At 61.4% G+C, this 21262-nt stretch carries 28 protein-coding genes and 2 tRNA genes; 19 read left to right on the forward strand and 11 right to left on the reverse strand.

Annotated elements, in window-relative coordinates; all coding sequences use genetic code 11:
- The first annotated feature begins 97 nt into the window (after window positions 1-97).
- From AC0L2Z_RS09145 to AC0L2Z_RS09185, 9 genes are all read left to right on the forward strand, one after another.
- Window positions 98-1156, forward strand: coding sequence for a hypothetical protein (locus AC0L2Z_RS09145; protein ID WP_473627628.1), 1059 nt, complete (start codon window positions 98-100; stop codon window positions 1154-1156).
- Entirely contained in the window at window positions 1153-1560 is a 408-nt protein-coding gene (locus AC0L2Z_RS09150; protein ID WP_473627629.1) for a hypothetical protein, read from the forward strand. Before AC0L2Z_RS09145 ends, AC0L2Z_RS09150 begins: the two co-directional genes overlap by 4 nt.
- Window positions 1561-1760: 200 nt before the next feature.
- A complete protein-coding gene (locus AC0L2Z_RS09155) occupies window positions 1761-2060 on the forward strand; it encodes a DUF1236 domain-containing protein (protein WP_473627631.1) in 300 nt (99 codons plus the stop codon).
- A 588-nt stretch (window positions 2061-2648) separates the two neighbouring features.
- Window positions 2649-2954 (forward strand): hypothetical protein, encoded by a 306-nt coding sequence (locus AC0L2Z_RS09160; protein WP_473627633.1) that lies wholly within the window; start codon window positions 2649-2651, stop codon window positions 2952-2954.
- A 575-nt stretch (window positions 2955-3529) separates the two neighbouring features.
- A complete protein-coding gene (locus AC0L2Z_RS09165; RefSeq protein WP_473627634.1) occupies window positions 3530-3814 on the forward strand; it encodes a DUF982 domain-containing protein in 285 nt (94 codons plus the stop codon).
- 466 nt (window positions 3815-4280) lie between these two features.
- The gene (locus AC0L2Z_RS09170; RefSeq protein WP_473627636.1) at window positions 4281-4580 is read left to right on the forward strand and encodes a DUF1236 domain-containing protein; all 300 of its coding nucleotides are present in this window, start codon (window positions 4281-4283) and stop codon (window positions 4578-4580) included.
- Window positions 4581-4607: 27 nt separating this feature from the next.
- The gene (locus tag AC0L2Z_RS09175; RefSeq protein WP_473627638.1) at window positions 4608-4886 is read left to right on the forward strand and encodes a hypothetical protein; all 279 of its coding nucleotides are present in this window, start codon (window positions 4608-4610) and stop codon (window positions 4884-4886) included.
- An 84-nt stretch (window positions 4887-4970) separates the two neighbouring features.
- A complete protein-coding gene (locus AC0L2Z_RS09180) occupies window positions 4971-5270 on the forward strand; it encodes a DUF982 domain-containing protein (protein WP_287204054.1) in 300 nt (99 codons plus the stop codon).
- A 210-nt stretch (window positions 5271-5480) separates the two neighbouring features.
- Window positions 5481-5651: a hypothetical protein gene (locus AC0L2Z_RS09185; RefSeq protein ID WP_473627640.1), complete on the forward strand. Its 171-nt coding sequence runs from the start codon at window positions 5481-5483 to the stop codon at window positions 5649-5651.
- Window positions 5652-5787: 136 nt separating this feature from the next.
- Here AC0L2Z_RS09185 and AC0L2Z_RS09190 read toward each other — a convergent pair whose 3' ends face one another.
- Together AC0L2Z_RS09190 and AC0L2Z_RS09195 are read right to left on the reverse strand one after the other, a co-directional pair.
- Window positions 5788-6696: a hypothetical protein gene (locus tag AC0L2Z_RS09190; RefSeq protein ID WP_473627642.1), complete on the reverse strand. Its 909-nt coding sequence runs from the start codon at window positions 6694-6696 to the stop codon at window positions 5788-5790.
- 154 nt (window positions 6697-6850) lie between these two features.
- Entirely contained in the window at window positions 6851-7015 is a 165-nt protein-coding gene (locus AC0L2Z_RS09195; protein WP_473627644.1) for a hypothetical protein, read from the reverse strand.
- 118 nt (window positions 7016-7133) lie between these two features.
- Here AC0L2Z_RS09195 and AC0L2Z_RS09200 point away from each other — a divergent pair, with 118 nt between their 5' ends.
- Window positions 7134-7925: a hypothetical protein gene (locus AC0L2Z_RS09200; RefSeq protein WP_473627646.1), complete on the forward strand. Its 792-nt coding sequence runs from the start codon at window positions 7134-7136 to the stop codon at window positions 7923-7925.
- Window positions 7922-8122, forward strand: coding sequence for a hypothetical protein (locus AC0L2Z_RS09205; protein ID WP_473627647.1), 201 nt, complete (start codon window positions 7922-7924; stop codon window positions 8120-8122). The genes AC0L2Z_RS09200 and AC0L2Z_RS09205 overlap by 4 nt, the downstream gene beginning before the upstream one ends.
- Window positions 8123-8269: 147 nt before the next feature.
- Here the strand turns inward: AC0L2Z_RS09205 and AC0L2Z_RS09210 are convergent.
- Both AC0L2Z_RS09210 and AC0L2Z_RS09215 read right to left on the reverse strand, forming a co-directional pair.
- A tRNA-Arg gene (locus tag AC0L2Z_RS09210) sits at window positions 8270-8346 on the reverse strand.
- 61 nt (window positions 8347-8407) lie between these two features.
- Window positions 8408-8713, reverse strand: a complete 306-nt coding sequence (locus AC0L2Z_RS09215) for an ETC complex I subunit (protein WP_027152615.1) — start codon at window positions 8711-8713, stop codon at window positions 8408-8410.
- Between the two features lie 375 nt (window positions 8714-9088).
- Here AC0L2Z_RS09215 and AC0L2Z_RS09220 point away from each other — a divergent pair.
- Window positions 9089-9165 (forward strand) — tRNA-Pro (locus tag AC0L2Z_RS09220).
- Between the two features lie 132 nt (window positions 9166-9297).
- Here AC0L2Z_RS09220 and AC0L2Z_RS09225 read toward each other — a convergent pair.
- The gene (locus AC0L2Z_RS09225; protein WP_287341773.1) at window positions 9298-10125 is read right to left on the reverse strand and encodes an alpha/beta fold hydrolase; all 828 of its coding nucleotides are present in this window, start codon (window positions 10123-10125) and stop codon (window positions 9298-9300) included.
- Window positions 10126-10253: 128 nt separating this feature from the next.
- On the opposite strand from AC0L2Z_RS09225, the gene AC0L2Z_RS09230 reads away from it, so the two are divergent.
- Window positions 10254-11255, forward strand: a complete 1002-nt coding sequence (locus tag AC0L2Z_RS09230) for a GlxA family transcriptional regulator (protein WP_473627649.1) — start codon at window positions 10254-10256, stop codon at window positions 11253-11255.
- A 381-nt stretch (window positions 11256-11636) separates the two neighbouring features.
- Here the strand turns inward: AC0L2Z_RS09230 and hdaA are convergent, their stop codons facing one another.
- Genes hdaA through AC0L2Z_RS09245 form a run of 3 tightly spaced genes read right to left on the reverse strand, consistent with a single transcriptional unit; the run spans window position 11637 to window position 14075 of the window.
- The gene (hdaA, locus tag AC0L2Z_RS09235) at window positions 11637-12341 is read right to left on the reverse strand and encodes a DnaA regulatory inactivator HdaA (RefSeq protein ID WP_023800641.1); all 705 of its coding nucleotides are present in this window, start codon (window positions 12339-12341) and stop codon (window positions 11637-11639) included.
- Window positions 12342-12346: 5 nt separating this feature from the next.
- Window positions 12347-13546 carry an AI-2E family transporter gene (locus AC0L2Z_RS09240; RefSeq protein ID WP_473627651.1) on the reverse strand — a complete coding sequence of 400 codons (1200 nt, stop codon included), beginning with the start codon at window positions 13544-13546 and terminating at the stop codon, window positions 12347-12349.
- Window positions 13518-14075 carry a CDP-alcohol phosphatidyltransferase family protein gene (locus tag AC0L2Z_RS09245; RefSeq protein ID WP_473627737.1) on the reverse strand — a complete coding sequence of 186 codons (558 nt, stop codon included), beginning with the start codon at window positions 14073-14075 and terminating at the stop codon, window positions 13518-13520. Before AC0L2Z_RS09245 ends, AC0L2Z_RS09240 begins: the two co-directional genes overlap by 29 nt.
- Window positions 14076-14333: 258 nt before the next feature.
- Between AC0L2Z_RS09245 and purM the strand changes: the two genes are divergently transcribed.
- The 6 genes from purM to AC0L2Z_RS09275 are packed head-to-tail and all read left to right on the forward strand — an operon-like array spanning window position 14334 to window position 17491.
- Window positions 14334-15398: a phosphoribosylformylglycinamidine cyclo-ligase gene (purM, locus tag AC0L2Z_RS09250; protein ID WP_027152620.1), complete on the forward strand. Its 1065-nt coding sequence runs from the start codon at window positions 14334-14336 to the stop codon at window positions 15396-15398.
- Window positions 15395-16105, forward strand: a complete 711-nt coding sequence (gene purN / locus AC0L2Z_RS09255) for a phosphoribosylglycinamide formyltransferase (RefSeq protein ID WP_473627653.1) — start codon at window positions 15395-15397, stop codon at window positions 16103-16105. The genes purM and purN overlap by 4 nt, the downstream gene beginning before the upstream one ends.
- Before the next feature lie 60 nt (window positions 16106-16165).
- The gene (locus tag AC0L2Z_RS09260) at window positions 16166-16453 is read left to right on the forward strand and encodes a type II toxin-antitoxin system ParD family antitoxin (protein ID WP_023800646.1); all 288 of its coding nucleotides are present in this window, start codon (window positions 16166-16168) and stop codon (window positions 16451-16453) included.
- 8 nt (window positions 16454-16461) lie between these two features.
- Window positions 16462-16623, forward strand: a complete 162-nt coding sequence (locus AC0L2Z_RS09265) for a type II toxin-antitoxin system RelE/ParE family toxin (RefSeq protein ID WP_473627655.1) — start codon at window positions 16462-16464, stop codon at window positions 16621-16623.
- A gap of 17 nt (window positions 16624-16640) precedes the next feature.
- Window positions 16641-16979, forward strand: a complete 339-nt coding sequence (locus AC0L2Z_RS09270; RefSeq protein ID WP_473627656.1) for a hypothetical protein — start codon at window positions 16641-16643, stop codon at window positions 16977-16979.
- Window positions 16976-17491, forward strand: coding sequence for a SixA phosphatase family protein (locus AC0L2Z_RS09275; protein WP_128169219.1), 516 nt, complete (start codon window positions 16976-16978; stop codon window positions 17489-17491). Before AC0L2Z_RS09270 ends, AC0L2Z_RS09275 begins: the two co-directional genes overlap by 4 nt.
- Window positions 17492-17564: 73 nt before the next feature.
- Here the strand turns inward: AC0L2Z_RS09275 and AC0L2Z_RS09280 are convergent, their stop codons facing one another.
- From AC0L2Z_RS09280 to AC0L2Z_RS09290, 3 genes are all read right to left on the reverse strand, one after another.
- A complete protein-coding gene (locus tag AC0L2Z_RS09280) occupies window positions 17565-17834 on the reverse strand; it encodes a DUF680 domain-containing protein (RefSeq protein ID WP_473627657.1) in 270 nt (89 codons plus the stop codon).
- A gap of 357 nt (window positions 17835-18191) precedes the next feature.
- On the reverse strand, window positions 18192-18890 hold the full coding sequence (locus AC0L2Z_RS09285) for a DUF2270 domain-containing protein (RefSeq protein WP_473627659.1): 699 nt from the start codon (window positions 18888-18890) through the stop codon (window positions 18192-18194).
- 56 nt (window positions 18891-18946) lie between these two features.
- Entirely contained in the window at window positions 18947-21055 is a 2109-nt protein-coding gene (locus tag AC0L2Z_RS09290; RefSeq protein ID WP_473627661.1) for a molybdopterin-containing oxidoreductase family protein, read from the reverse strand.
- Window positions 21056-21262: the final 207 nt, after the last annotated feature.

Consider the following 21262-nt stretch of genomic DNA (forward strand, 5'->3'; position numbering starts at 1 on the left):
GGCCCGTCCCGCCACCGCTGCTGTCCGTCTTTTGACAGGTGAAAGAGAGCCTGTCCGCCTTGCCACGACCGGCCCGATCTGGGTCGAAGCCGGCGGCTTGCTGACGATCGATGGCGTCGTGACAGCAGTTGGCGATCGCGTGCTTGTGAAGGATCAGACCGACGCGACGCAGAACGGCATCTATACCGTAAGCGAAGGCGAATGGTTCCGTGCCGCCGATGCCCGCACCGCCCGCACCCTGCAGAAGGGCACGACGGTTCGCGCCCAGATTGGGACGGTCAACGCCAGCCGGATGTTTATATTTGCGACCGATGAGCCGGTGATCGGCACTGACGATATTTCCGTTACCTTCGATGCGACGGACCATTCCAGCTACGTCACGCTGACCGGCCCACAGACGCTCACCGACAAGACGCTGACCAGCCCGGCGGTTAATGGCGGTACGATCGCATCCGCCACGCTGACCCTGAAGCAGGGCACGGCTCCAACCCCGACCGCTGAAGGTGATATCCAGTGGGATACTGACGACAATCGAATAGTGGTTGGCGATGGCGCAGCCCAAGCTGTTTTTGCCAAGGGCCCGGCGACGACCGTTGACAACACTGTCCCGCGCTTTGACGGCACAAAGGGCGCAACCCAGACGTCGGGCGTCACGATCGATGACAGCGACAAGGCAACCGCTTCAGGCGGCTTTTATGTCGGCTCGGCTCGTGTCGGCGGCACCCCTGATGCAGTTATGGAGGATCAGAAGTCGTCCGGGACAGGAGGCGGAACGCCGGTCGCTACGACATGGACGACGCATGCTATCAACACCGAAGTTCGCGACCCGTCTGGCCTTGTGTCGATCTCCTCAAACGAGTTCACCCCGACCGTTGATGGTTGGGTCGAATGGGAGATTAGATCCTATACCGTCGGCAGTTTCGGCTCACGCCTGCAAAACATCACCGATGGCACGACCGCCGGGATGGGTATGCTGGGTAACGGAAACAACGGGCCAAGCTCAGGTGCGACATCGACAGGCAGCGCGGCGGTCGTGGCAGGTAAAGCCTTTGCGATCCAATACTACGCCTCGGCCGCCGTCGCGAACGGCCTTGGCCTGGCTCTTTCGCAGGGAACAGAAGTCTACGCCCGGGTGAAATTCTGGAGGACAACATGAAATATGCCTGCATCATTGATGGCGTTGTGGATTCGATTTCGTTCGAAGGCGGCCCAGAGCCGGGATGGACAAAGGTTCCCGACGACGTTTTCGCCGGCTTTTCATTCGATGGTGAGAAGTTCACCGGCCCAGAGCCAATGCCGCCACCTCGTAAGACAGTTCTGAAATCGCTTGTGCAGACTCGTATCATCGAAACTGGCAAGATGCCCGAGGCCTATGCCGCCTTGACGCAAAACCCGGTCTATTTCGCCCGCTGGTTTGCTCCCGATCGACCCGAGGTCTACTGTGACGACCCGGACGCCGTTTCCCTGCTTCAAGCTCTCGGGCTTGATCCAGGCGCCATCCTTGCGCCCGTGAGCGACAATCAGAAGGCCCCCATGATGCCGAGTAGCAGGCCCAGGTAGGCAAGGCCAGGAGTCCACTGGGAGCGCCTGACGGCCAATCGGCACGCATGGCGATGCCGCAATCGTTCTCAAGCATTAATCAAGTTCAGCGGATTCGCGCACTGCCAGTGGAACAAGAATTGCTCCGCACCCGTTCAAGCTAAGCAACCCGTCGCGGCAGCAATGAAGCGCCGCAGTGGAGTTTGCTTGGAGGAGGTAATATGAGAAATCACCTTTCCGCGGCCGCGGCAGGAATGCTTCTGCTCGTTGGTGTCAGCGCCGCCGCCGCCCAGGACGTTGTCATCCAGCCCGAGCAGGAAACTGTGATCCGGGAATACGTGAAAAAGAAACCGATGGCATCCATCAGCCTTCTCGGCGTGGAGCTCAACCTCGGCACATCTCTGCCCGAGACAGTTGAGCTTTACGAGGTGCCGGACGTTCAGTACCGCTACGTAATCGTCGATGGCCGAACCGTCTTGGTCGACCCTTCTACCCGCAAGATTGTGAAGGTCTACGACTGACACGATCTTCAGGCTGACGCCCGCCGTGCTGAAAGGTGCGGCGGGCTTCTTGCGTTCAATTCACAGGCCCCCAACGGGCCATGCTCTTCGTCGGCGGGCGAGGACACCCAAAGCAGCCGTCGGCGGAACTTTAGCGATTTCTAACAATTGTCTGTGACCAGTGGGCATGCCCTCCGCCCGCTGCAGATCGGGCCGCACCCGATCGGCCCGCGCTCTCCGCCAGAGGCGCGGGCTTTTCCAAAATGCCGGCTCGTAAAGCCGTGGCCGAAGAGCGGGACCGATCGCCACCGTGCCGAAAGGGTGCCAACTGCTGGTTGATAGACGTGACGCAACCGGGAGCGTATAATTTCTATGATCGCGCACCGGGCAAAGCCGTCCAACCCGCGCTCGGTGATCGCTTGATCGACCCGTCGCTCTCTCCTGTGCGGCGGGTTTTTTGTTCCCGTATGTCGTTTCCCGGCAGCCGCCCTTGCCCTTCCCCCGTGGGGCTTTTGCATGGGTGTGCGTAATCGACTGGCGAGCGACAACCTTGGTCAAAATTTACATTAGAAACTTGGAACATAAGTGGGCAGAGAACGGTTTGGCGCCATGGACAAGAACGATGGCGACAATCTTCCTGAGGGGTTACCGGGCAACCTGCCCGAGGATCCAGTGATCCTAGCCGATATCAGGAAAAGAATTTCGAGGGGGATCGACGGTAAAATTGGGCCGGACGGTTTGGCGGTCACGGAGGCCAGGCGGGAACGCAATCTGGTTGAGGAATGGGAAGAAGCTGACGCCGCCCTGGACAGCCAACCGTCCGTGGTTCCGTTGCTCCTGATTCTGTATGTGCTCACAATGATGGGTTTGGCAGCGTACGCCATCGCTCGTTGGTACTTTCTATGGCGTGCTTGAGTCCTTCTCTCATTTAAACTCACAGGCTGCAGCGCCTGTGGGCTATTGCTCGCGGTTGATGTTCAACTTCCGCTATGGGTCGGTAGCGGGAATTTAGCTCCGGTACCAAGCGTCAGAATTTAACCACTAGGCGGCTTTCTGTCAGATATATAATCGGCGCCTGGTGAACGAACCTCGCCCGCGGTTCCGAAGGTGCTGCGGGCTTTTTTTGTTGTCCGAGATGTCCTGAATCGGATTAGTTGCGCAGAATGTTTTTAGCCGAGGGGGTGGTATGCCGATTTATCGAAAAGCCAAAGAATCTGGCGTCTTCAGTGCATCCGAAGTAGCTACGCTGGGCCGTGTGTTCGACCGGCTCAAGAGGGAGGGCGACCCCGTACATCTACGTGAGGCCCTCGCGTCCCGGATCCTTGCAAATTATGCGGCCGGTATCACTGACGAGGACGAACTCGTCTTAGCGTCAAAACTGCCGTTAGGTCGGTAGACGCAACGCAAAGCCCCCACAGCCCCGACGAACTTCATGCAACCACCGCCACGTCTTCGCGTTTAGCCACTTCAATTCTGGAGAGCGATCAAAGATGCCGGCGTTTATACCGATTACGATCTACCTGAATCATAGATCGATGCTGGTTGCATCGATACCTGACGCTGAGACGGCGCTTCAGCAACCATGGCCATTCATGGACAAGCCGTCCCGACTTGAGGCAATCCGAATGATCGAGGAATGCCTGGCTGGACATTGCAGTCACCAAGCTGCGTTCTCTGCCTTCGAGGCGGCCGCATCTGAACAGGGCCTTCTCAAGCAAAAGCCGCCAAGCGTAGGCCTCAGGAAATTCGACGGGGTTGCCGAGGACCTGCTGTGAGGTGATGCCGCCTCGAGAATTTGAACCGCTGACAGGCCTCGCCTGGGCGGACTTGGTCAGCAGGATTGCGGACCACCCGCCAAATCGGGAAATGGCGGGTGGTCGCTTATCAGCGCAGGAAGGGACTTAGCTGCGCGGATCTCAAATCTGGTGCCTCTAGCTAACAATGATTCCTATCGCCAGGAACGTGATCGATACGGCGAACACCGGAGCGAGTAACCAGCGAGCTTGGTGGACACTATTCTCCATGGTCTCTCTCCCTGTGAGCACATGGCGACAACGGGTGCCGGCAGTCGCGGTTCCGGGCTGCACCCCGTCGTCGTCCTTTGCGACATCAAGGTCAGACTTAGGTCCTACTTTAAGTAGACCGAAGCCCAATCAAGGAACGTTTGCGGCCGCCTGAGGTTGGGTGGGGCTGGCGAAGACAATGCCATTCAGCGCAACAGAACTCAGCAAGGAGGCAATTATGAGAATGCGTCTTTCAACTTTCGCCGCGGGATTTCTGCTGCTGGCAGGTATCGGCGCCGCTGCCGCTCAGGACGTTGTCATCGCGCCTGAACAGGAGACGGTCATCAGGGAATATGTGAAGAAACAGCCGCTCGCCTCGGTGAAAGTCCCTGGAGTAGAACTCAACATTGGCTCAACCCTGCCCGAGACGGTCGAGCTTCATGAAGTCCCCGACACCGAATACCGCTACGTGGTCGTCGACAACCGGACCGTTGTCGTTGATCCGGGCACGCGTAAGATCATCAAAATTATCGACTGACCAAAGCGACTGGGAGGACAGCCCGCCGTGCCGAAAGGTGCGGCGGGAAGCCATCAAGGGAGGAATGTGACCATCATGTCGAACCGTGAGATTGGAGCGTCCCAGGCGCTGCGAATGCGCGTGGCCGACCTCAATGAGAGGATGCGCGGCGCCCGGATTACCGAAAGTGAACTGAAGACCTTTCAAAAGGTCGCAGCCGTCATGGAGGACGGCAAGGGCAGAATCCCTGCTGATGATTTGATTGCCGTATCCTTTGTCGTCGAGGCGCTGGACAACCAACCCGGCTTCAATCTCTCCAGAAAGTGACGCTCTGCAATGTCCCTCTCTCTCAACCTATTCTCCCCGTCCCGTTTGCCGGCCAATGATAATTCAGAGGTAGGAGAGGTAGCCATGGCTGGCGATCCAACCGTTCTTAACTCAGGCGAAAATAGCGGCGGCACCCTCATGGGTATCCATTGGTTTCACCCTCCGATCTACATCGGAACCGACCGACCTGGGTTCACCTACGTATGTACCAATGTCGAGGGTGCCGCGGCGGAACTCATGAAGTGGGCCAAGCGGGGACCTAAGTGGAAGGAGGCCATCAAGGCCTTCGTCGCTCTCATTAAAGGCGAGCGCACGCCCGACGATGTAAGAAAGGCCTTCGAGGCCGCTGCCGAGGAGGAGGGGTTGCTGCGCTCCTCTAAATAGTGCTCGATTGGTGCCGCTGTTCTTTTGACCATGCGACTCGGGGCGAGGAAGACCTTCGGCACGCCTCGCTGCAGGATTTCTGGGAAGACGATTGAGGGCTCCCGCAAGCCGGCCTATACCGACCGGATGGCTTGGACTTTCAATCTCTGATCGACGGCAAGATGGCGGTGACGGCGTTCTGCCACAACTCGGCCTTGTCACCATAAGCAAGTGCTTGACCTCGCGAGGCTCCGCGACCGCTTCGGCCCTGACGCTCCGGCCATGGAATGGGACATCAGGCCCAAGCTGAAATGCGCGAGGTGCAGCGGCAAGAAAGTCGGGCTGATCTATACGCCAAACACCAGCCCGAATGCCTACGGCAAGGCCAAGGACGGGCGCTAACCTTCACATGGGTCAATAGATTTTTAAGCTGCACTCGACCGCCGGGTGGCCACCGGTTTTATGTTCGCCTGTCTTCTCGCCGTGAGCAAACGTAGAGAACTGCACGTTGAAGGTCCGTGCATCGTCTTTCTGATATTCATACTGTGGTGACCGGGTCTCTTGGGGCTGCGTGTCCTGGTTTTCCACCTTCGACCGGGTATCTTGAGCCATAGGAAACCTCCGAGGGGTTAAGGTGCGATGCGAAAAAATGCTTACGTCGGACCCATTTGAATCCTTCGTGCTTTGTAATGACCGCGATGTCAGTCTCGCCACCAACCGTATCAGCGCCAGGAAGGAAACGGACGAAACGTTTGGTTGTTTCCACCAAAAAGTCAGCTAGATCGATGGCGTCCTGAACGGGCATTGCCGCATGAACGAATGGTACCTGCATTTGGTTCAATAAGGCGGTTGAGGCCGTGTCAACTTGAGGAGCATCCAAGCCGGCTTGGCTGAGGACCGTTCTATGCTGCATGCTGACGCCCATCAACAGGCGGTAAATTGCCTCAGGCTGGCCGCCCCAACAAACGCCCGCTTCGTCACCGATCATCACAGGGGCCGCGCAATCGTGCGTGGTGCCGTCAATCTTCATCAGCCAACGTTCCGGAGTTTCGGCGCCCGACGAATATCCCCCAATGTAGAAGGAAAAATCCGAACTAGGCTTGTCGACTAGGGTCTGATAGCGCTCTTCGAAGAGAAACTTCCGGGCTTTGATGGCGACTTCTTCGATCGAGTATTTCTCAGAATTGAGCTTGTAAGGATCGTCGCGCATAAGCGCTATCCTAAAGTCTTTAGCCAAGCTCGACATCGACGCAGCGCCGATGTTGCCTAAGCCACAAAACATTGCGCAAACTGGCAGTTCTCGGTGAAGGTTAAAAACTTTGTGGCCGTGCGGTAGCACGTTGATGATCTCTCTGCCGGAAAGGTCGGTGCCGTAGTGCAGAGTTACCGCGCTATCGGCAGCAAACACCAAGCATTCGTTGACCTGTACCCCAACGCAAATCGTCATTCACGCAGCCCCCACCCGAGCAATAAGAGAATCCAGTTCGGTTAGGATGTCAAATTACTTTTGAAATCCAGTTATACATGCAGGTTTTCAACGGGTTAGATGGCAGGGAAAACTCAATAGCCAATCGCCCGCAACCGCGGCGCGCAAGGGCAGGCTACTCTGCCGCGCCTTTCGGCAGGAAGCCTTTGGCCTCAAGGTCGCCCACTATCAGCTTCTCGACATAGGCAGCGACTGTGCGCCTGTCTGCCTTGGCGGCACTCTCCAGAGCCTCTTTCACGATGGGCTCGATCCTAAGTCCCAATGCCGCTGTCCGTGCCATGCCTGTCTCCTTGTATGCGATTGTTAGCATAAGTTAGTTGACGGTTAACCGCCGCCGTGCCACATCTGCTAACGTTGTAACACAATGCTAGAGGATTACAATCAAGGAGGAATGTGCAATGAACGCCACAAATGTTGTCCATTTGTCGAACCAACGGCCGAAGAGAGCCCATCCGGCCGATGATCTGTCGTTCATGGGGTTACGGCCCGAAGGCGGCATCAACTATTGGACCATCAAGGGCTCTGGGAATTATTCCGAGGATTGCGAGACAGGGGCAATTCTAGCCGATGAATACCTTGCCTACATCGGCGCGCACCCCACCAACTTCAACGCGGTGCTGCTTGCATCGATCGTTGGGGATATGCTTCGGCAACCGAATATTCAGCGCGCTGGCGAGTTGGGTGGTGTTGAGATCGGGTTCCTGAATGGCGTGAACCGGGCAGCGCTTTTTGTTGCCGCCACAAAGCCTGAATACTTCGAACGGAGCAAGGCGGCGCGGGAATCCGGCCGTGAGCTTATCGAGAAGCGGCACGATTCGCCGTTCCATGTAACTGCCTTCACTGACTGTATCGGCGGCGCCGTGACGGGAAGACGCTATCGAAGCGAAGAAATTCTTGTTGATCCCGGTGGGAGGTTGGATGAGCCCTGCCTGGTCGTATTTAAATTCAGGGGTGAAGGCGCGTTTCTGGCAACTTGTGAGCCGACACGTCATGCCGAAGACGGTCGGTTTGCCCGGAAGGGCGAATCGCATGTCCTTCTGGATGGCCATATCCGCCTCAATCTCAAAGACGTGAAGTGCATACGCGTGCTTGGGCGCGTGGTAGGCGATCGGCGTCCACCGATCAGAGAATGGGAATTGTCAGCCCCGGTGGTCGAATTTCCGCGATCCGCAAAGGAAACGGCAGAATGACCGCCGCTCTCATCCTCACAGTCATTGCCGCCGCCTTCGTGATCGGCTTCCTTCTCGGTGATCGGCGCGGTGTCAAGCAGTGCAACCCGATCCTGGACGAGCACTGGCGCGAGTTGATGAAGGCGATTCGGGAAGAGCCGATAACGCTCGCAGAGGCTGCGGATCGAGAGGAGTCCCAGCAGCCGACGTTGTACTGAGCAAAATTGTTCCTCATACGAAACGACATGGCCCGCTGCCTCACGGTGGCGGGCTTTTCGTTCCTTCCGTTACCCAATCTGTTACCCGGCGCTGATATTTGGTTTAATTCCGCGCTTTCAGATGTCACCTAAGTTGTTGGAATTATTTGGCGATCCCGACAGGATTCGAACCTGTGACCATCGGCTTAGAAGGCCGGTGCTCTATCCAGCTGAGCTACGGGACCGCTGGCCGACGCCAAGGGCCGGCTAATTTATGCGCTGGGACGGCTGCCCGGCATTTGCCGGTCAATGCGTCCAGGGCGTCCTGCGGTCATAGCGGAAATTCTCCGCATAGGAAATCTGGCGGCGCTTGGATTCCTTCGGCTCCTCGACGCGATAGGCCAGCCCCTCTTTCTCCGCATAGGCCACCGCCTCTTCCCTTGTGTCGAAGGTGAGCCTGATCTGGCTCCGCATGTCACCGGACGTGGTGTAGCCCATCAGCGGATCGATTTTCTTGCGCATCTCGGGATCGAATTCCAGCACCCAGTGGCCGGTCTTGGCCTTGCCGGACTGCATCGCGGTTTTGGCTGGGCTGAAAATGCGCGCGGACATGAACACCTCGTTGCTACGTGCAAGCGGCACCGCCGCTGTATTCCCGTCATTACTGCGCAATGCTGCCGGCGGCAAGGCCGAGCCTGCCGTACCCCTTCACGGCGGGCCACCGACGATGATCGCGCGAGGTGACGGCCGTGGACAGGACGACCGAGATCGCGCCGGGCGTTTTCTTCCCGGCGGGGACGTTTTATCCGGGTTAACGGCAGCGTGCCGCTGGACAGCAACCTGGGTGCCTGAGGTGGCGCTGCCGCGAAACCGTTGCGCCGGCCGGCATTTCCGACTCCGCTCTCGACCCGGGCCTGCCGTTTGTTGCGTTTTCGTCTTTTAGGGGTTGCGCAGCCAAGCCCGTAACCCTATACGCCGCCAAGGACTCGGAGTGTAGCGCAGCCTGGTAGCGCATCTGGTTTGGGACCAGAGGGTCGGGAGTTCGAATCTCTCCACTCCGACCATCCATTCACCGGAAATCACCGGCCGTGCTGCCGGCGCACCTGCGCCGGACAGCATCTGCGACTGACGAAGCACCCAAGCGACCAACGGGCAGCCCGGACTTCCCGGGGTGCCCGCCTGAAGCTTGCGAAGCGTCAGCCCTGGATGAACGCCAGGAGATCCGGATTGATGATCTCCGGGTGGGTGGTGCACATGCCGTGCGGCAGGCCCTTGTAGACCTTGAGCGTGCCGTGCCTCACCAACTCGGCGGCAAGCAGGGCTGAGTCGGCAATCGGCACGATCTGGTCATCATCGCCGTGCATGATCAGGACGGGCACGTCGATCTTCGTCAGGTCTTCCGTGAAGTCGGTCTCGGAAAAAACCTCGATGCAGTCGTAGTGGGCCTTGGCTCCGCCCATCATGCCCTGGCGCCACCAATTGTCGACGGCCCCTTGCGAAACCTTGGCGCCCTCGCGATTGAAGCCATAGAACGGGCCGGCCGGCACATCCCTGTAGAACTGGGCGCGGTTGGCGACCAAAGCGGCACGGAAGCCGTCGAAGACCTCGATCGGCAGGCCGCCGGGGTTGCTGTCGGTCTTGAGCATGATCGGCGGCACCGCGCCGATCAGCACCGCCTTGGCGACGCGTCCTTCGCCACCGTAGCGGGCCACGTAACGCGCCACCTCGCCACCGCCGGTCGAATGGCCGATATGGACGGCGTTCTTGAGATCAAGATGCGCGACCAGAGCCGCGACGTCGGCGGCATAGGTGTCCATCTCGTTGCCGGTCGCGGTCTGTGTCGAGCGGCCGTGCCCGCGCCGGTCATGCGCGATGACGCGATAGCCCTTGTCGAGGAAGAACAGCATCTGGTTGTCCCAGTCGTCGGCGCTCAGAGGCCAGCCGTGATGGAACACGATTGGCTGGCCTGTGCCCCAATCCTTGTAGAAAATCTCGGTGCCGTCCTGGGTGGTGAATGTGCTCATCGTCGTGCTCCTTGCTGCAGTTGGCTGGATTGGTGGGGGGAAGGTTCGTTCCTTCTGTGGACAAGCTATTGCAACGGAGTCATGGTGAGTATTGGCAAAACAGACATTGAACGTGGCAAAACTGACAGATGCGTGCGGGGCGTGATCGGGTCGAAATCGGGCTTGTTGTGTATCCCGGCGTTCAGCAGGCGGCAGTTCTCGGTCTGACCGACCTGTTCCAGTTGGCCAACCGGCTGGCTGCCGACCGGTCGCCGGACGCGCTGAGGCTTCGCGTCAGCCATTGGCAGTGGCAGGAAGCGAGCCAAACCGTCATCCGCAGCTTCGACAGCGAGCCCGGCCCCGACAATGGACCTGCCATGGTCATCTTGCCTCCGACCCTGGGCGATCCGATCGCTCGCGAGGCGGCCGCGCCCTATGCCGACTGGCTCAGGGCCCGCCACGCTGCCGGCGCGACGCTCGGCTCGGTCTGCGCCGGCGCCTTCGTGCTTGCCGAGGCCGGTCTGCTATCGTGTCGTGCGGCGACCACGCACTGGGCCTATCGCGACGCGCTGGCGATACGCTTTCCCGACATCGCACTGGATGCCGACAAGCTGGTCATCGACGACGGCGACATCATCACCGCCGGCGGCTATATGGCCTGGACCGACCTTGGCCTGAAACTCGTCGACAGGGTGCTTGGGCCGACCGTCATGATGGACACCGCCCGTTTCATGCTGGTCGACCCGCCGGGACGCGAGCAACGCTTCTACAGCCCCTTTGCTCCCAGGCTGAACCATGGCGACGAGGCCATCCTCAAGGTGCAGCACTGGCTCCAGACGAGAGGCGCGCGCGACGTGACGCTTGCCACCATGGCGGAGCATGCGGCCTTGGAGGAGCGGACTTTTTTGCGCCGCTTTCGCAACGCCACCGGCCTCAAGCCGACCGAGTATTGCCAGCACCTGCGCGTCGGCAAGGCGCGTGAGATGCTGCAAGCGACGACCCGATCCATCGACCAGATCGCCTGGGATGTCGGCTATGACGATCCCGGCTCCTTCCGCAAAGTGTTCGCCAGGATAACCGGCCTGGCGCCGGGCGACTACCGCAGGCGCTTCGGCGCGGAACGAGCGGCGGTGGTGGGCGTAGGGAGTTGAGTTATCATCTCGTTGAAGGCAAGCTCGCCGGGAAGAGAACCCCAACCGCCTCATCTCCCGGCGAGCCTACAACCTGATTTGATACGCATCAGGACCGGTGTTAGCCGGCAAGCTTGCATGTGCAAGAGAGATGCCAGTCAATGTTTCCCGAAATGGGACACCGACCGGAGCTTTTTCCTTCTCTCCTTGCAATAGAAGGTGGATCGGCGCGCCGCGCCGAGCCGGATGAGGGGTGCTGGAAGAAATGAGGCGCTGGCGATCCTGTCGCAGTGCGCCCGATTTGGACGGGGGTGTTCGCCAAGCTGGAACACCCTCATCCGACCGAGCTTCGCTCGGCCACTTTCTCCCACAATAAGAGGAGAAGGGAAGTTCTCCCACGGCCTAAATCTCGAACTCGCCCTGCCCCTCATCCATGGCGCTGACGGTTTCGGCGGCGAGCGCCCTTGTGATCGGCGTCTTGCGTTCCAGTGCCGTGCGGTCGAGCCGCTCGACCACGCGCATCGCGGTGGCCAGCGAGCGCTCGATGCGGCGCACCAGATATTGCACGACGTGCGGCTCGACTTCTACCTGGCGGTCGGCGAACAGTTTGGTGATGACACCGGCCAGCAAGAGATCGTCGGGCTCGTGGATCTCCACCATCGCCGCCGCCTTCAGCCGCGATGCGAGGTCGGGGAGCCTGACACCCCAGGCGGACGGAAAGCGCCGCGCGGTCAAGAGCAAGGTCGAGCCGGCCGCGCGCACCGCGTTGATCAGATGGAACAGCCCCTCTTCATCGACCGGACCGGCATCGACATCGTCGATCAGGGCCGGCCGCGCGCCGAGGCTCGCCATGCAGTCGCCGATCCGCCCGGCGTCGACCTTCACTGCGCCGGCGCGGGCGCGCCAGATCGACGCCAGATGGGTTTTTCCACAGCCTGCGGGGCCGGCGAGCACGACCACCGGCGACGGCCAGTCCGGCCACCGATCGACCAGCGCCACCGCCTGGCTGTTGGTGCCTGAGACGACGAGTTCGTCGCGCGAATAGCCGGTTCCGTGGCCGAGATCGAGCGGCAACTGGCGCGGCGGGTCGATCTTGTTGTCCGGCATCTGGCTCAACTGCGCGGCCCACCGCTCCCGCGGCGACGCGCCGGCAGCGGCGGCATAGGTTCGGTGTTGTGGCCCTTGTAGAGCGGCGACTCGAGATAGCGGGCGATGGCAAAGCGCACCAGGACGGCAACGGCGGCCGAGGCCGGCACGGCGATCAGCAGGCCGACGAAGCCGAACAGCGCGCCGAAGGCAAACAGCGAAAACATCAGCCACACCGGATGCAGGCCGACGCTTTTTCCGACCAGCCTCGGCTGCAGGATGTTGCCCTCGATGAACTGGCCGACGAAGAACACGCCGGCCACCGCCGCGACCATGGTCCAGTCCGGCCAGAACTGGACGAAGGCGACGCCGACGGCCAGCACCAGCCCGGTCAGCGAGCCGACATAGGGAATAAAGGAGATCAGCCCGGCGAACAGCCCGATGAGGATGCCGAAATTCAGGCCGGTCAAGGTCAGCCCGGTGGCGTACATGGCGCCCAGCACCAGGCACAGCGTGCCCTGGCCGCGCACAAAGCCGGCGGTGGCGGTGTTGATGTCGTTGGCGATCGCCCTGACGGTCTGGACATAATCGCGCGGCACCCAGCTGTCGACAATCGTCACCATGCGATCCCAGTCGAGCAGCATGTAGAAGGCGACGACGGGCGTGACGACGAACAGGCTGACCACCGAGACCAGCGCCACGCCGGAACTCCAGATCGAGGTGAACACCGTGGTCAGCAGGCCGAAGCCGGAGGTCAGCAGCGAGTTCAACCCTTCGCGCAGGCCATTGGCGTCGACGCCGAATTGCTCTTCCAGCCATCTCGGATCGAAGCTGGTGATCAGGCTCTGCAGCCGGGTCAGGTATTCCGGCAGCTTGCTGGCAAAATCGGCCATCTGCGAAGCCAGCACCGGAATGAGGATGACGAAGGCCAGCACCAGAACGACGATGAAGGCAAACAGGATGACAATCGTCGCCATCAGCCTGGACAGGCCGAGCCGCTGCAGCCGGTCGGCGACCGGGTCGAGGAAGTAGGCGAGCACCATGCCGGCGACGAACGGCAGCAGGATGCCGCTGAAGACATAGAGGAAGATCGCGAGGATGATGGCGCTGATCAGCCAGAAGCGGATTTGGCGCCGAAACACGCCAGACGCGGCCGCATCGGCAGCGGCAGCTTCGGCTGCCGCGTCGATGTTCTGGTCAGGTATCCGGTTTGGAGCCTTCGCCATAGCCGCTCATATGCCTCAGCCAAGCCACGAGATAGGCCGCGGCCGAAGCCACGGTCAAGACCCCGGACAGCAATATGAGCACCGGCCTGAGCGGATCGAGATCGATGGCGAGGGCCAGTTCGCCCAGCACCACCGCCGCCAGCCCGATCTGGACGGCGGTGTTGGCCTTCGACACGAACAGCGGCTTCATCTCGACCGGGTGGGCCATGACGGTGGACAAAACGACGGCACAGACGATCAGCGCATCGCGCGACACCATGGTGACGACCAGCCACAGCGGCAATTCACCGATGAAGCCCAGCACCACGAACACCGAGACCAGCAGCAATTTGTCGGCCATCGGATCGAGATAGGCGCCAAGCTGCGAAAACTGGTTGAAATGGCGGGCGATGAAGCCGTCGACGCCGTCGGAAACGCCGGCGATCAGGAAGCCGGCGAAAGCCCAGTCCCAGCGCCCCTGCAGCATGGCAAGCACCACGCCCGGCACCAGCACGAAACGCATGATCGTGATCATGTTGGGGATGGTCAAACGCATGTCCCGTCGCTTCTGTTTTGATGATACATGATAGAGATGAGAGGCTACGGCAAGTCAGAGCGACGCAGATGCTGCCAATCTCCGCTCGTGGGGAGAGATTGGCTGTCTTCAAAGCCTTCGCCATCGCCAATGTTGGAGATTTGCCCGGGGCCTCTGTCCACGATTTTGTGATGCCGAAAATGCCTGAGCCAGCCGTTATCCTTGCGAGGCGCAGCCGTTCATGCGAAGAGCCCCGGAAAGCAGGAAAGAGTGATGAGCAAGCGCAAGAACGGGCTCACCTATGCCGAAGCGGGTGTCGACATCGATGCCGGCAACCTCATGGTCGAGAAGATCAAGCCGCTGGTGCGCGCGACGCGCCGGCCGGGCGCCGACGGCGAGATCGGCGGCTTTGGCGGCCTGTTCGACCTCAAGGCGGCCGGCTTCACCGACCCGGTGCTGGTCGCCGCCAATGACGGCGTCGGCACCAAGCTGAAGATCGCCATCGATGCGGGCAAGCACGACACGATCGGCATCGACCTCGTCGCCATGTGCGTCAACGACATCGTCGTGCAGGGCGCCGAGCCATTGTTCTTCCTCGACTATTTCGCCACCGGCAAGCTCGACCCCGACCACGGTGCGGCGATCGTCGGCGGCATCGCCGAGGGCTGCCGGCAGGCCGGATGCGCGCTGATCGGCGGCGAGACGGCGGAAATGCCCGGCATGTATCACGGCAACGACTACGACCTCGCCGGCTTTGCCGTGGGCGCGGCCGAACGCGGCCAGTTGCTGCCGACCGACGATATCGTCGAGGGCGACGTGCTGTTGGGGCTGGCCTCGTCGGGCGTGCATTCAAATGGCTTTTCGCTGGTCCGCCGCATCGTCGCCACCAGCGGCCTTGCGTGGACCGATCCAGCGCCCTTCAACGATGAAGCCACGCTGGCCGAGGCGCTGCTCGAGCCGACCCGCATCTACGTCAAGTCGATCCTCAAGGCGATCCGTAACACGCATGGCATCAAGGCGCTGGCCCATATCACCGGCGGCGGTTTCCCGGAAAACATCCCGCGCGTCCTGCCGAAGGATTTTTCGGCCGAGCTCGACCTCGACGCCATCGAAGTGCCGGCGGTGTTCTCATGGCTGGCCAAGACCGGCGGCGTGGCGCCCGACGAGATGATGCGCACCTTCAACTGCGGCGTCGGCATGATCCTCGCCGTCGCCTCCGGCCAGGCGGCACAGGTTGCGGCCGTGCTGCAGGAGGCCGGCGAGACGGTGACGCCGATCGGCCGCATCGTGCCGCGTCGCGACGCCGGGGTGATCTATCGGGGCGCGATCGGCCTATGAGCATGCGCAAACGCACCGTGGTGCTGATTTCGGGACGCGGCTCCAACATGACGGCGCTGATCGCCGCGGCCACCTATCCGGGTTATCCGGCTGAGATCGTCGGCGTCATTTCCGACCGGGCCAATGCCGCCGGTCTCGGCATCGCGGCGGCGCGCGGCATCGCCACCAAGGTGATTTCGCGGGCCGACTATAGCAGCAAGGAAGCGCATGACGGGGCGATTGACGCCGCACTTGTCTCGTTCGGCGCCGAGATCGTGACGCTGGCCGGTTTTATGCGCATTCTCGGCGCGCGCTTCGTCGAGAAATGGCTGGGCCGGATGATCAATATCCACCCTGCCCTGCTGCCCGCCTTCAAGGGGCTGGATACGCATGCGCGCGCGTTGCGCGCGGGCATGCGCATCCATGGCTGCACGGTGCATTTCGTCACGCTCGACATGGATGACGGCCCGATCATCGCCCAGGCCGCCGTGCCGGTGATGGTCGGCGACAATGAGGACATGCTCGCCGCGCGCGTGCTGAAGGCAGAGCACCGGCTTTATCCGCTGGCGCTCGGGCTGGTCGCCGAAGGCAAGGCGCGGATGGAAGGCGGCCGCACCGTGCTTGCCCACTTCGCCGACGATGCCGACAACAGCACCTCCGTGATCATGGCGCCCGATCCGCTGCGCGAGGAGACCGACCTCGAGCATCTGGCGCGCATCACTCCCTGAGAACCATCCTTGCCAACATGGTAGCAAATGTTGCTACCATGTTGGCAAGGAGACAGGTTGATGGCGACAGTCGAAAAGGTCAGCGTGGCGCTTTCGCCGGAACTGCTGGACATGGTCAAGGGCGCGGTGGCCAGCGGGCAATACGGTTCGGCAAGCGAAGTGATCCGCGAGGCGCTCCGCGAATGGCGTCTTCGCCAGCCCTTGCGCGAGGCGGAAGCGGAACGGCTGCGGAAAGCCTGGACGGAAGGGCTGGGGAGCGGCCCGTTCGCGCCTTTCGACATCGAGGACATCAAACTGAAGGCGCACAGCCGGTTCAGCGACGCCAGCAAAAAACAGCGGAATGGCTGACGTCCTCATTGTCCGCAGCACGGCCCGGAATCCGGCGCCAAAAACCCATCGGTGCCGAAGTGCGAGTATTGACGATCGGCAATTATCTCGTGCTTTATCGCCTGGCCGAACAGCGCGTCGAGATCGTGCGCGTGGTGCATGGCGCACGCGAAGTCTCAACGTTATTTTGACAGATGCAGACAGGCAAATGGATCTCTTCCACTGCGCTATGCGGGCAAAAGGTGATCTGGCCGGTGCCTTCGAGTATGATGAGGCGGACGATCCAACCAATGCCACGGCATACTTCTATCTGTATCGAATCGAGGACGGGCGAACAGGTTCTGTCATCGATGCAATTCACATTCGATCGGGCGATTGGGCCATTGCTGAAGCAGACATTTCGGTCAGGTGGGATAGGGATGAACGGCGCGTAGGTTTGTTTGGTGCGCTTTGGGCGACCTTGATACCGCCATGGGCACAAAACATGGCGGCGGATATGGGAAAGACTTTCAGCCCGACATTCCTTGGTCTTAAATTGAACTCATGAAGCAACTCCTTGTTCTGCGTCACGCCAAGTCGAGCTGGGACGATCCTGACCTCATCGACTTCGACCGGCCGCTTTCCGGGCGCGGGCTGAAGGCCGCCCCGCTGGTCGGTCGCGAACTGGCCAGCCAGGGCTGGCTGCCCGATCTGGCGCTGGTATCGCCGGCGCTGCGCAGCCGCGACACATGGCGGCTGGTCTCGGCGGAACTGCCCGCGAAAACGCCGGCCAAATTCGTCCAGGCGCTCTACGAGGCCAGCGCGGCAGACGTTCTCGCCAAGGTCCGGCAGGCAAATGCGGCAACAATCAGCCTCTTGGTGCTGGGCCATAATCCCGGCCTGGAGGAATTCGCGCGCCGACTTGCCGGCGCCGGGTCGGATGCCGCGGCACTCAAAAAGCTTGAAGAAAAATTCCCGACAGCGGCTCTTGCCCGCTTCGTTTTCGACGGTGACTGGGCACGGCTGGCCCTCGGTGACGCGCGGCTGACGCACTGCGTTTGGCCGAAGGATCTGCGCTAAACGAGAGCTGTGACTTGATAAGCAAGAACGGCGGGCCAAGCCCGCCGCTCTTTGCGTTCCGCAGCTTGAGGATTTAGCGGCCCCAGTTGCCCCGGCCGGACTGAGGCACGCCCGGTTCAGTCGTGCCGGGCTGGGTCGTCGCGTTGGTATTGACGGTATTGTGCTCCGGCGTAAACGGCTTGCGGATCGAGCCCGTGAACGTGTTGTCGATATTTCCAACAGCCGCATTGCCAACAGGCGCGGCCGGCTGATTGGCGCCGTCCGAACCATAGTGGTCGCTGCCGGCAAAGGCGCTGCCTGCGGCAATGAGGATGGCGGCAGCGGTGAGAGCAATCTTGGTCATTTCAGGTACTCCAGTACTTTCATACTTTCAGTGTTGTTGTCCGTCTGGTGGCGTGCCTTGGGAGGATTTCGCGTCGCTCGGACCACCCCGAGGTGGGCTGGCCCTGCAGCAATTTCCAATCACAAAGATGTTCCGGCTACGCCCTGAACCGGGTGCTTGAAATCCGCCAAAGGCTTCCTGCGCCACAATCTTTGACTTGCTTCTCAATGCGTTAGGCGAATATTTCTGCCGCGTGGCCCGGCCATTCGCTGAGCCGACGTTCACTTGCTCTTGCACAATGCGTCAACAAAAACGAACCGATCGGTTCGATTCCCTGCACAGCTGAAATCGCAGATCTACCGGTTTTGCGCTGCCGCCCTAGACGTGCACGTCGCCAAAGGAGAGCTCGCCGTCGTCGCTGGCGGTCAGGAACGCCGTGACCAGCAGGCCGGCATAGAAGGCGGCGACCAGCACGACGATGACCAGGCCGGAAATGGGCCCCAGAGCAGCGCCGGCAACCGCCTCGCGCACCGAACTGACGAAGTCGATGCGGACACCTTCGGTTAGAAGACTGGGGGTCGACAGTTTCAGGATCCAGGCCAACAGCAGGATCAGCAGCATGTGGATGTAGTTTCGACGCAGACGGCGCGCCAACGCCGCTCGTTGCGAAATGAGGAATTTTGGAGTGCGCAGACTTTCGCCGACGACCAACAGCCAATCGGACGCGAAGTCCGGCTGCGGCGAGAATATCTGCGCGAAATAGTGCCGTTCGAACTGGCGCACTCGGGCCCGGTAAACGTCGAAGAAGCGATATCGCCGCGCTTCTATCCACAGCAGCAACAGGACAAGCAGCATGGCAAAAAGCAGTACGCCGTGATGCGCGCTGGCCGTCGAAAGCGAGATGGACAACATTGCCGCGACGACCGTTATCGCCCAATTGCTCGTCCGGTCCAGGCGGTCGCGCCACCCCGTCATGCGCAGAATCTCGGCGCGATGAAAATGCGCCATCGTGGTCACGAGTTCGCCGGGCGAAAGCGTCCTTCCAACGGGGGCCGGCGCTGCCAACGCTTCTGCCATCACCATGTCTCCACCGCCACGCAAAAACGGCTGGTTGGGCATATCGTTCCGACGCTTCACTTTGCCGGGCGCAGCCACACCTTGTTGTCGTGGAACGCCGCACCGCCATAGGGCGCCGGCGCGTCGGCGCCGGTCAGGACGTTGATGCCCTCGCCGCGCTCGTGGGCGCTGTTGGGCCAGATGCCTTCGGCCACCACGACACCGCGCTTGAGGCCGTCGAACAATCTTGCGTGCAGCACAACTTCGCCGCGCGCGTTGCCGATCTCGACGCGGTCGCCATTGGCCAGCCCATAGGCTGCCGCATCGTCCGGATGCAAAAGCAGTTCCGGCCGGCCCTCCTTGGCCATCGACACCGGCGTCTCGGAAAAAGTCGAGTTGAGGAAATTGCGCGCCGGCGAGGTGGCCAGCCGGAACGGATGCGCAGCATCCGCCGCCTCGATCAGATCGACGTGGTCGGGAAATTCCGGCAGGCTTGCCACCGGCCCGAACAGGCCCATGCTTTTCGGCGGCCGGTTGGGCGCCGCCTGCCCGGTCCAGTCGGCGCGAAAGCGGAATTTTCCGTCCGCGTGGCCGAAGCCGTCGATAAAATGCGCCGCTTCGAAAGCCGGCTGCAAATCGAGCCACTTTTGTTCCTTGAGGCTCGAAAAACTGCCCAGCCCGCGCTTGCCTAAAATGATGTCGATATGCTGCTGCTCGGTCATGCCGAAGCCAGGCCTGTCGCCAACACCGAGCCTTTTGCCGAGTTCCTCGATGACGAAATGGTTGCTGCGCGGCCCTTCCGGCGGGTCGATCAGCTTCGGCCCGAGCGTGATGTGCTGATTGCCGCCGCCCTTGTAGACATCGTCATGCTCTAGAAACATCGTCGCCGGCAGCACGACATCTCCGAGTTTTGCGGTGTCGGTCATGAACTGCTCGTGCACGCAGGAAAACAGGTCGTCGCGCAGAAAACCCTGCTTCACCAGCCGCTGCTCCGGCGCGACATTAACCGGATTGGTGTTTTGGATCAGCAGCGCCGTCACCGGCGGGCCGCCATAGAGCGCATCCTCAGCGCCGGTCAGCACCGGGCCGATGCGCGAATGGTCGAGATGGCGGATCGCCGGGTCGCGCATCCGCGTGCCTTCCAGCAGTTCCTGGTTCAGCTTGAAGATGCCCGAATTGGAATGGAAGGCGCCGCCGCCCTCATATTGCCAGCAGCCGGTGACCGCGGCGATCGAGGCGGCGGCATGCATGTTGACCGAGCCGTTGCGCTGCCGCGAAAAACCGTAGCCGAGGCGGAAATAGGTTTTCTTGGTCGTGCCGACGAGACGGGCGAAGGCCTCGATCTCATCGACGGAAAGCCCGGTGATATCAGCCGCCCATTGCGGCGTCCTCGTCTGAAGATGCGCTTCCAGACCGTGCGGATCGTCGGTGTATTTTGCCAAATAGGCGCGGTCGGCCATGCCGTCACGGAACAGCACATGCATCACCGCGCAGGCCAGCGCACCGTCGGTGCCGGGCTTCAGCACCAGGCCGAGATCGGCCTGCTTCATCGTCGCGTTCTCGTAGACGTCGATGACGACGATCTTGGCGCCGCGCTCCTTGCGCGCCTTGATCGCGTGGGTCATGACGTTGACCTGGGTGACCACGGCATTGGTGCCCCAGACCACCACGCAGTCGGACTTGGCCATCTCGCGCGGGTCGGGACCGCGCAGCGCGCCGGCCCCCATCATCCAGCCGGTCCAGGCCAGATTGGTGCAGATCGAACCGAAAAAGCCGGAGTATTTTTTCGCATGGCGCAACCGCTCGATGCCGTCGCGCTGCACCAGCCCCATCGTGCCGGCATAGTAATAGGGCCAGACCGTCTCCGAGCCATATCTTGCCTCGGCCGCGATGAATTTTTCGGCGACCAGGTCGAGTGCGGCCTCCCAGGTCGCGTCCTTCCAAAGGCCCTCACCCTTGGCGCCCGCCCGGATCAGCGGCTTCAGCAAGCGGTCGGGATGATGGACGCGGTCGGCATAACGGGCGACCTTGGCGCAGATGACGCCAGCCGTGTAGCTGTTGGCCTTGGCGCCATGGACGCGGCCGATGCGCTTGCTGTCGAGCAGCTCGACCTCGAGCGCGCAGGTCGACGGGCAATCATGCGGACAGGCCGAATGGCCGATCCTGAGCTTGGCGTGCTGATTCATGGGGCGAGATTAGCGGGTTCCGGACACGGCGTGTAGGGCCAGATCGCGCAAGCGCCTATCTCCCCCCTTGAGGGGGAGATGTCGCCGAAGGCGACAGAGGGGGTCGCGGGGGGGGGGGGGGGGGGCGGGTGGGGGGGGGGATTTGTGGGGGGGGGGGGGGGGGGGGCCGCCCCCCCCGCCCCGGGCGGGCGGGCCCCCCCCCCGGCG

The sequence above is a fragment of the Mesorhizobium sp. WSM4850 genome, assembly GCF_055811735.1.

What these genes read in the sequence shown, in the direction of transcription:
- AC0L2Z_RS09150 (WP_473627629.1), top strand. Translation starts at nt 1,153, where the DNA reads ATGAAATATGCCTGCATCATTGATGGCGTTGTGGATTCGATTTCGTTC.
- AC0L2Z_RS09155 (WP_473627631.1), top strand. Translation starts at nt 1,761, where the DNA reads ATGAGAAATCACCTTTCCGCGGCCGCGGCAGGAATGCTTCTGCTCGTT.
- AC0L2Z_RS09160 (WP_473627633.1), top strand. Translation starts at nt 2,649, where the DNA reads ATGGACAAGAACGATGGCGACAATCTTCCTGAGGGGTTACCGGGCAAC.
- AC0L2Z_RS09165 (WP_473627634.1), top strand. Translation starts at nt 3,530, where the DNA reads ATGCCGGCGTTTATACCGATTACGATCTACCTGAATCATAGATCGATG.
- AC0L2Z_RS09170 (WP_473627636.1), top strand. Translation starts at nt 4,281, where the DNA reads ATGAGAATGCGTCTTTCAACTTTCGCCGCGGGATTTCTGCTGCTGGCA.
- AC0L2Z_RS09180 (WP_287204054.1), top strand. Translation starts at nt 4,971, where the DNA reads ATGGCTGGCGATCCAACCGTTCTTAACTCAGGCGAAAATAGCGGCGGC.
- AC0L2Z_RS09190 (WP_473627642.1), bottom strand. Translation starts at nt 6,696, where the DNA reads ATGACGATTTGCGTTGGGGTACAGGTCAACGAATGCTTGGTGTTTGCT.
- AC0L2Z_RS09195 (WP_473627644.1), bottom strand. Translation starts at nt 7,015, where the DNA reads ATGGCACGGACAGCGGCATTGGGACTTAGGATCGAGCCCATCGTGAAA.
- AC0L2Z_RS09200 (WP_473627646.1), top strand. Translation starts at nt 7,134, where the DNA reads ATGAACGCCACAAATGTTGTCCATTTGTCGAACCAACGGCCGAAGAGA.
- AC0L2Z_RS09205 (WP_473627647.1), top strand. Translation starts at nt 7,922, where the DNA reads ATGACCGCCGCTCTCATCCTCACAGTCATTGCCGCCGCCTTCGTGATC.
- AC0L2Z_RS09215 (WP_027152615.1), bottom strand. Translation starts at nt 8,713, where the DNA reads ATGTCCGCGCGCATTTTCAGCCCAGCCAAAACCGCGATGCAGTCCGGC.
- AC0L2Z_RS09225 (WP_287341773.1), bottom strand. Translation starts at nt 10,125, where the DNA reads ATGAGCACATTCACCACCCAGGACGGCACCGAGATTTTCTACAAGGAT.
- AC0L2Z_RS09230 (WP_473627649.1), top strand. Translation starts at nt 10,254, where the DNA reads ATGCGTGCGGGGCGTGATCGGGTCGAAATCGGGCTTGTTGTGTATCCC.
- hdaA (WP_023800641.1), bottom strand. Translation starts at nt 12,341, where the DNA reads ATGCCGGACAACAAGATCGACCCGCCGCGCCAGTTGCCGCTCGATCTC.
- AC0L2Z_RS09240 (WP_473627651.1), bottom strand. Translation starts at nt 13,546, where the DNA reads ATGGCGAAGGCTCCAAACCGGATACCTGACCAGAACATCGACGCGGCA.
- purM (WP_027152620.1), top strand. Translation starts at nt 14,334, where the DNA reads ATGAGCAAGCGCAAGAACGGGCTCACCTATGCCGAAGCGGGTGTCGAC.
- purN (WP_473627653.1), top strand. Translation starts at nt 15,395, where the DNA reads ATGAGCATGCGCAAACGCACCGTGGTGCTGATTTCGGGACGCGGCTCC.
- AC0L2Z_RS09260 (WP_023800646.1), top strand. Translation starts at nt 16,166, where the DNA reads ATGGCGACAGTCGAAAAGGTCAGCGTGGCGCTTTCGCCGGAACTGCTG.
- AC0L2Z_RS09270 (WP_473627656.1), top strand. Translation starts at nt 16,641, where the DNA reads ATGGATCTCTTCCACTGCGCTATGCGGGCAAAAGGTGATCTGGCCGGT.
- AC0L2Z_RS09275 (WP_128169219.1), top strand. Translation starts at nt 16,976, where the DNA reads ATGAAGCAACTCCTTGTTCTGCGTCACGCCAAGTCGAGCTGGGACGAT.
- AC0L2Z_RS09280 (WP_473627657.1), bottom strand. Translation starts at nt 17,834, where the DNA reads ATGACCAAGATTGCTCTCACCGCTGCCGCCATCCTCATTGCCGCAGGC.
- AC0L2Z_RS09285 (WP_473627659.1), bottom strand. Translation starts at nt 18,890, where the DNA reads ATGGCAGAAGCGTTGGCAGCGCCGGCCCCCGTTGGAAGGACGCTTTCG.
- AC0L2Z_RS09290 (WP_473627661.1), bottom strand. Translation starts at nt 21,055, where the DNA reads ATGAATCAGCACGCCAAGCTCAGGATCGGCCATTCGGCCTGTCCGCAT.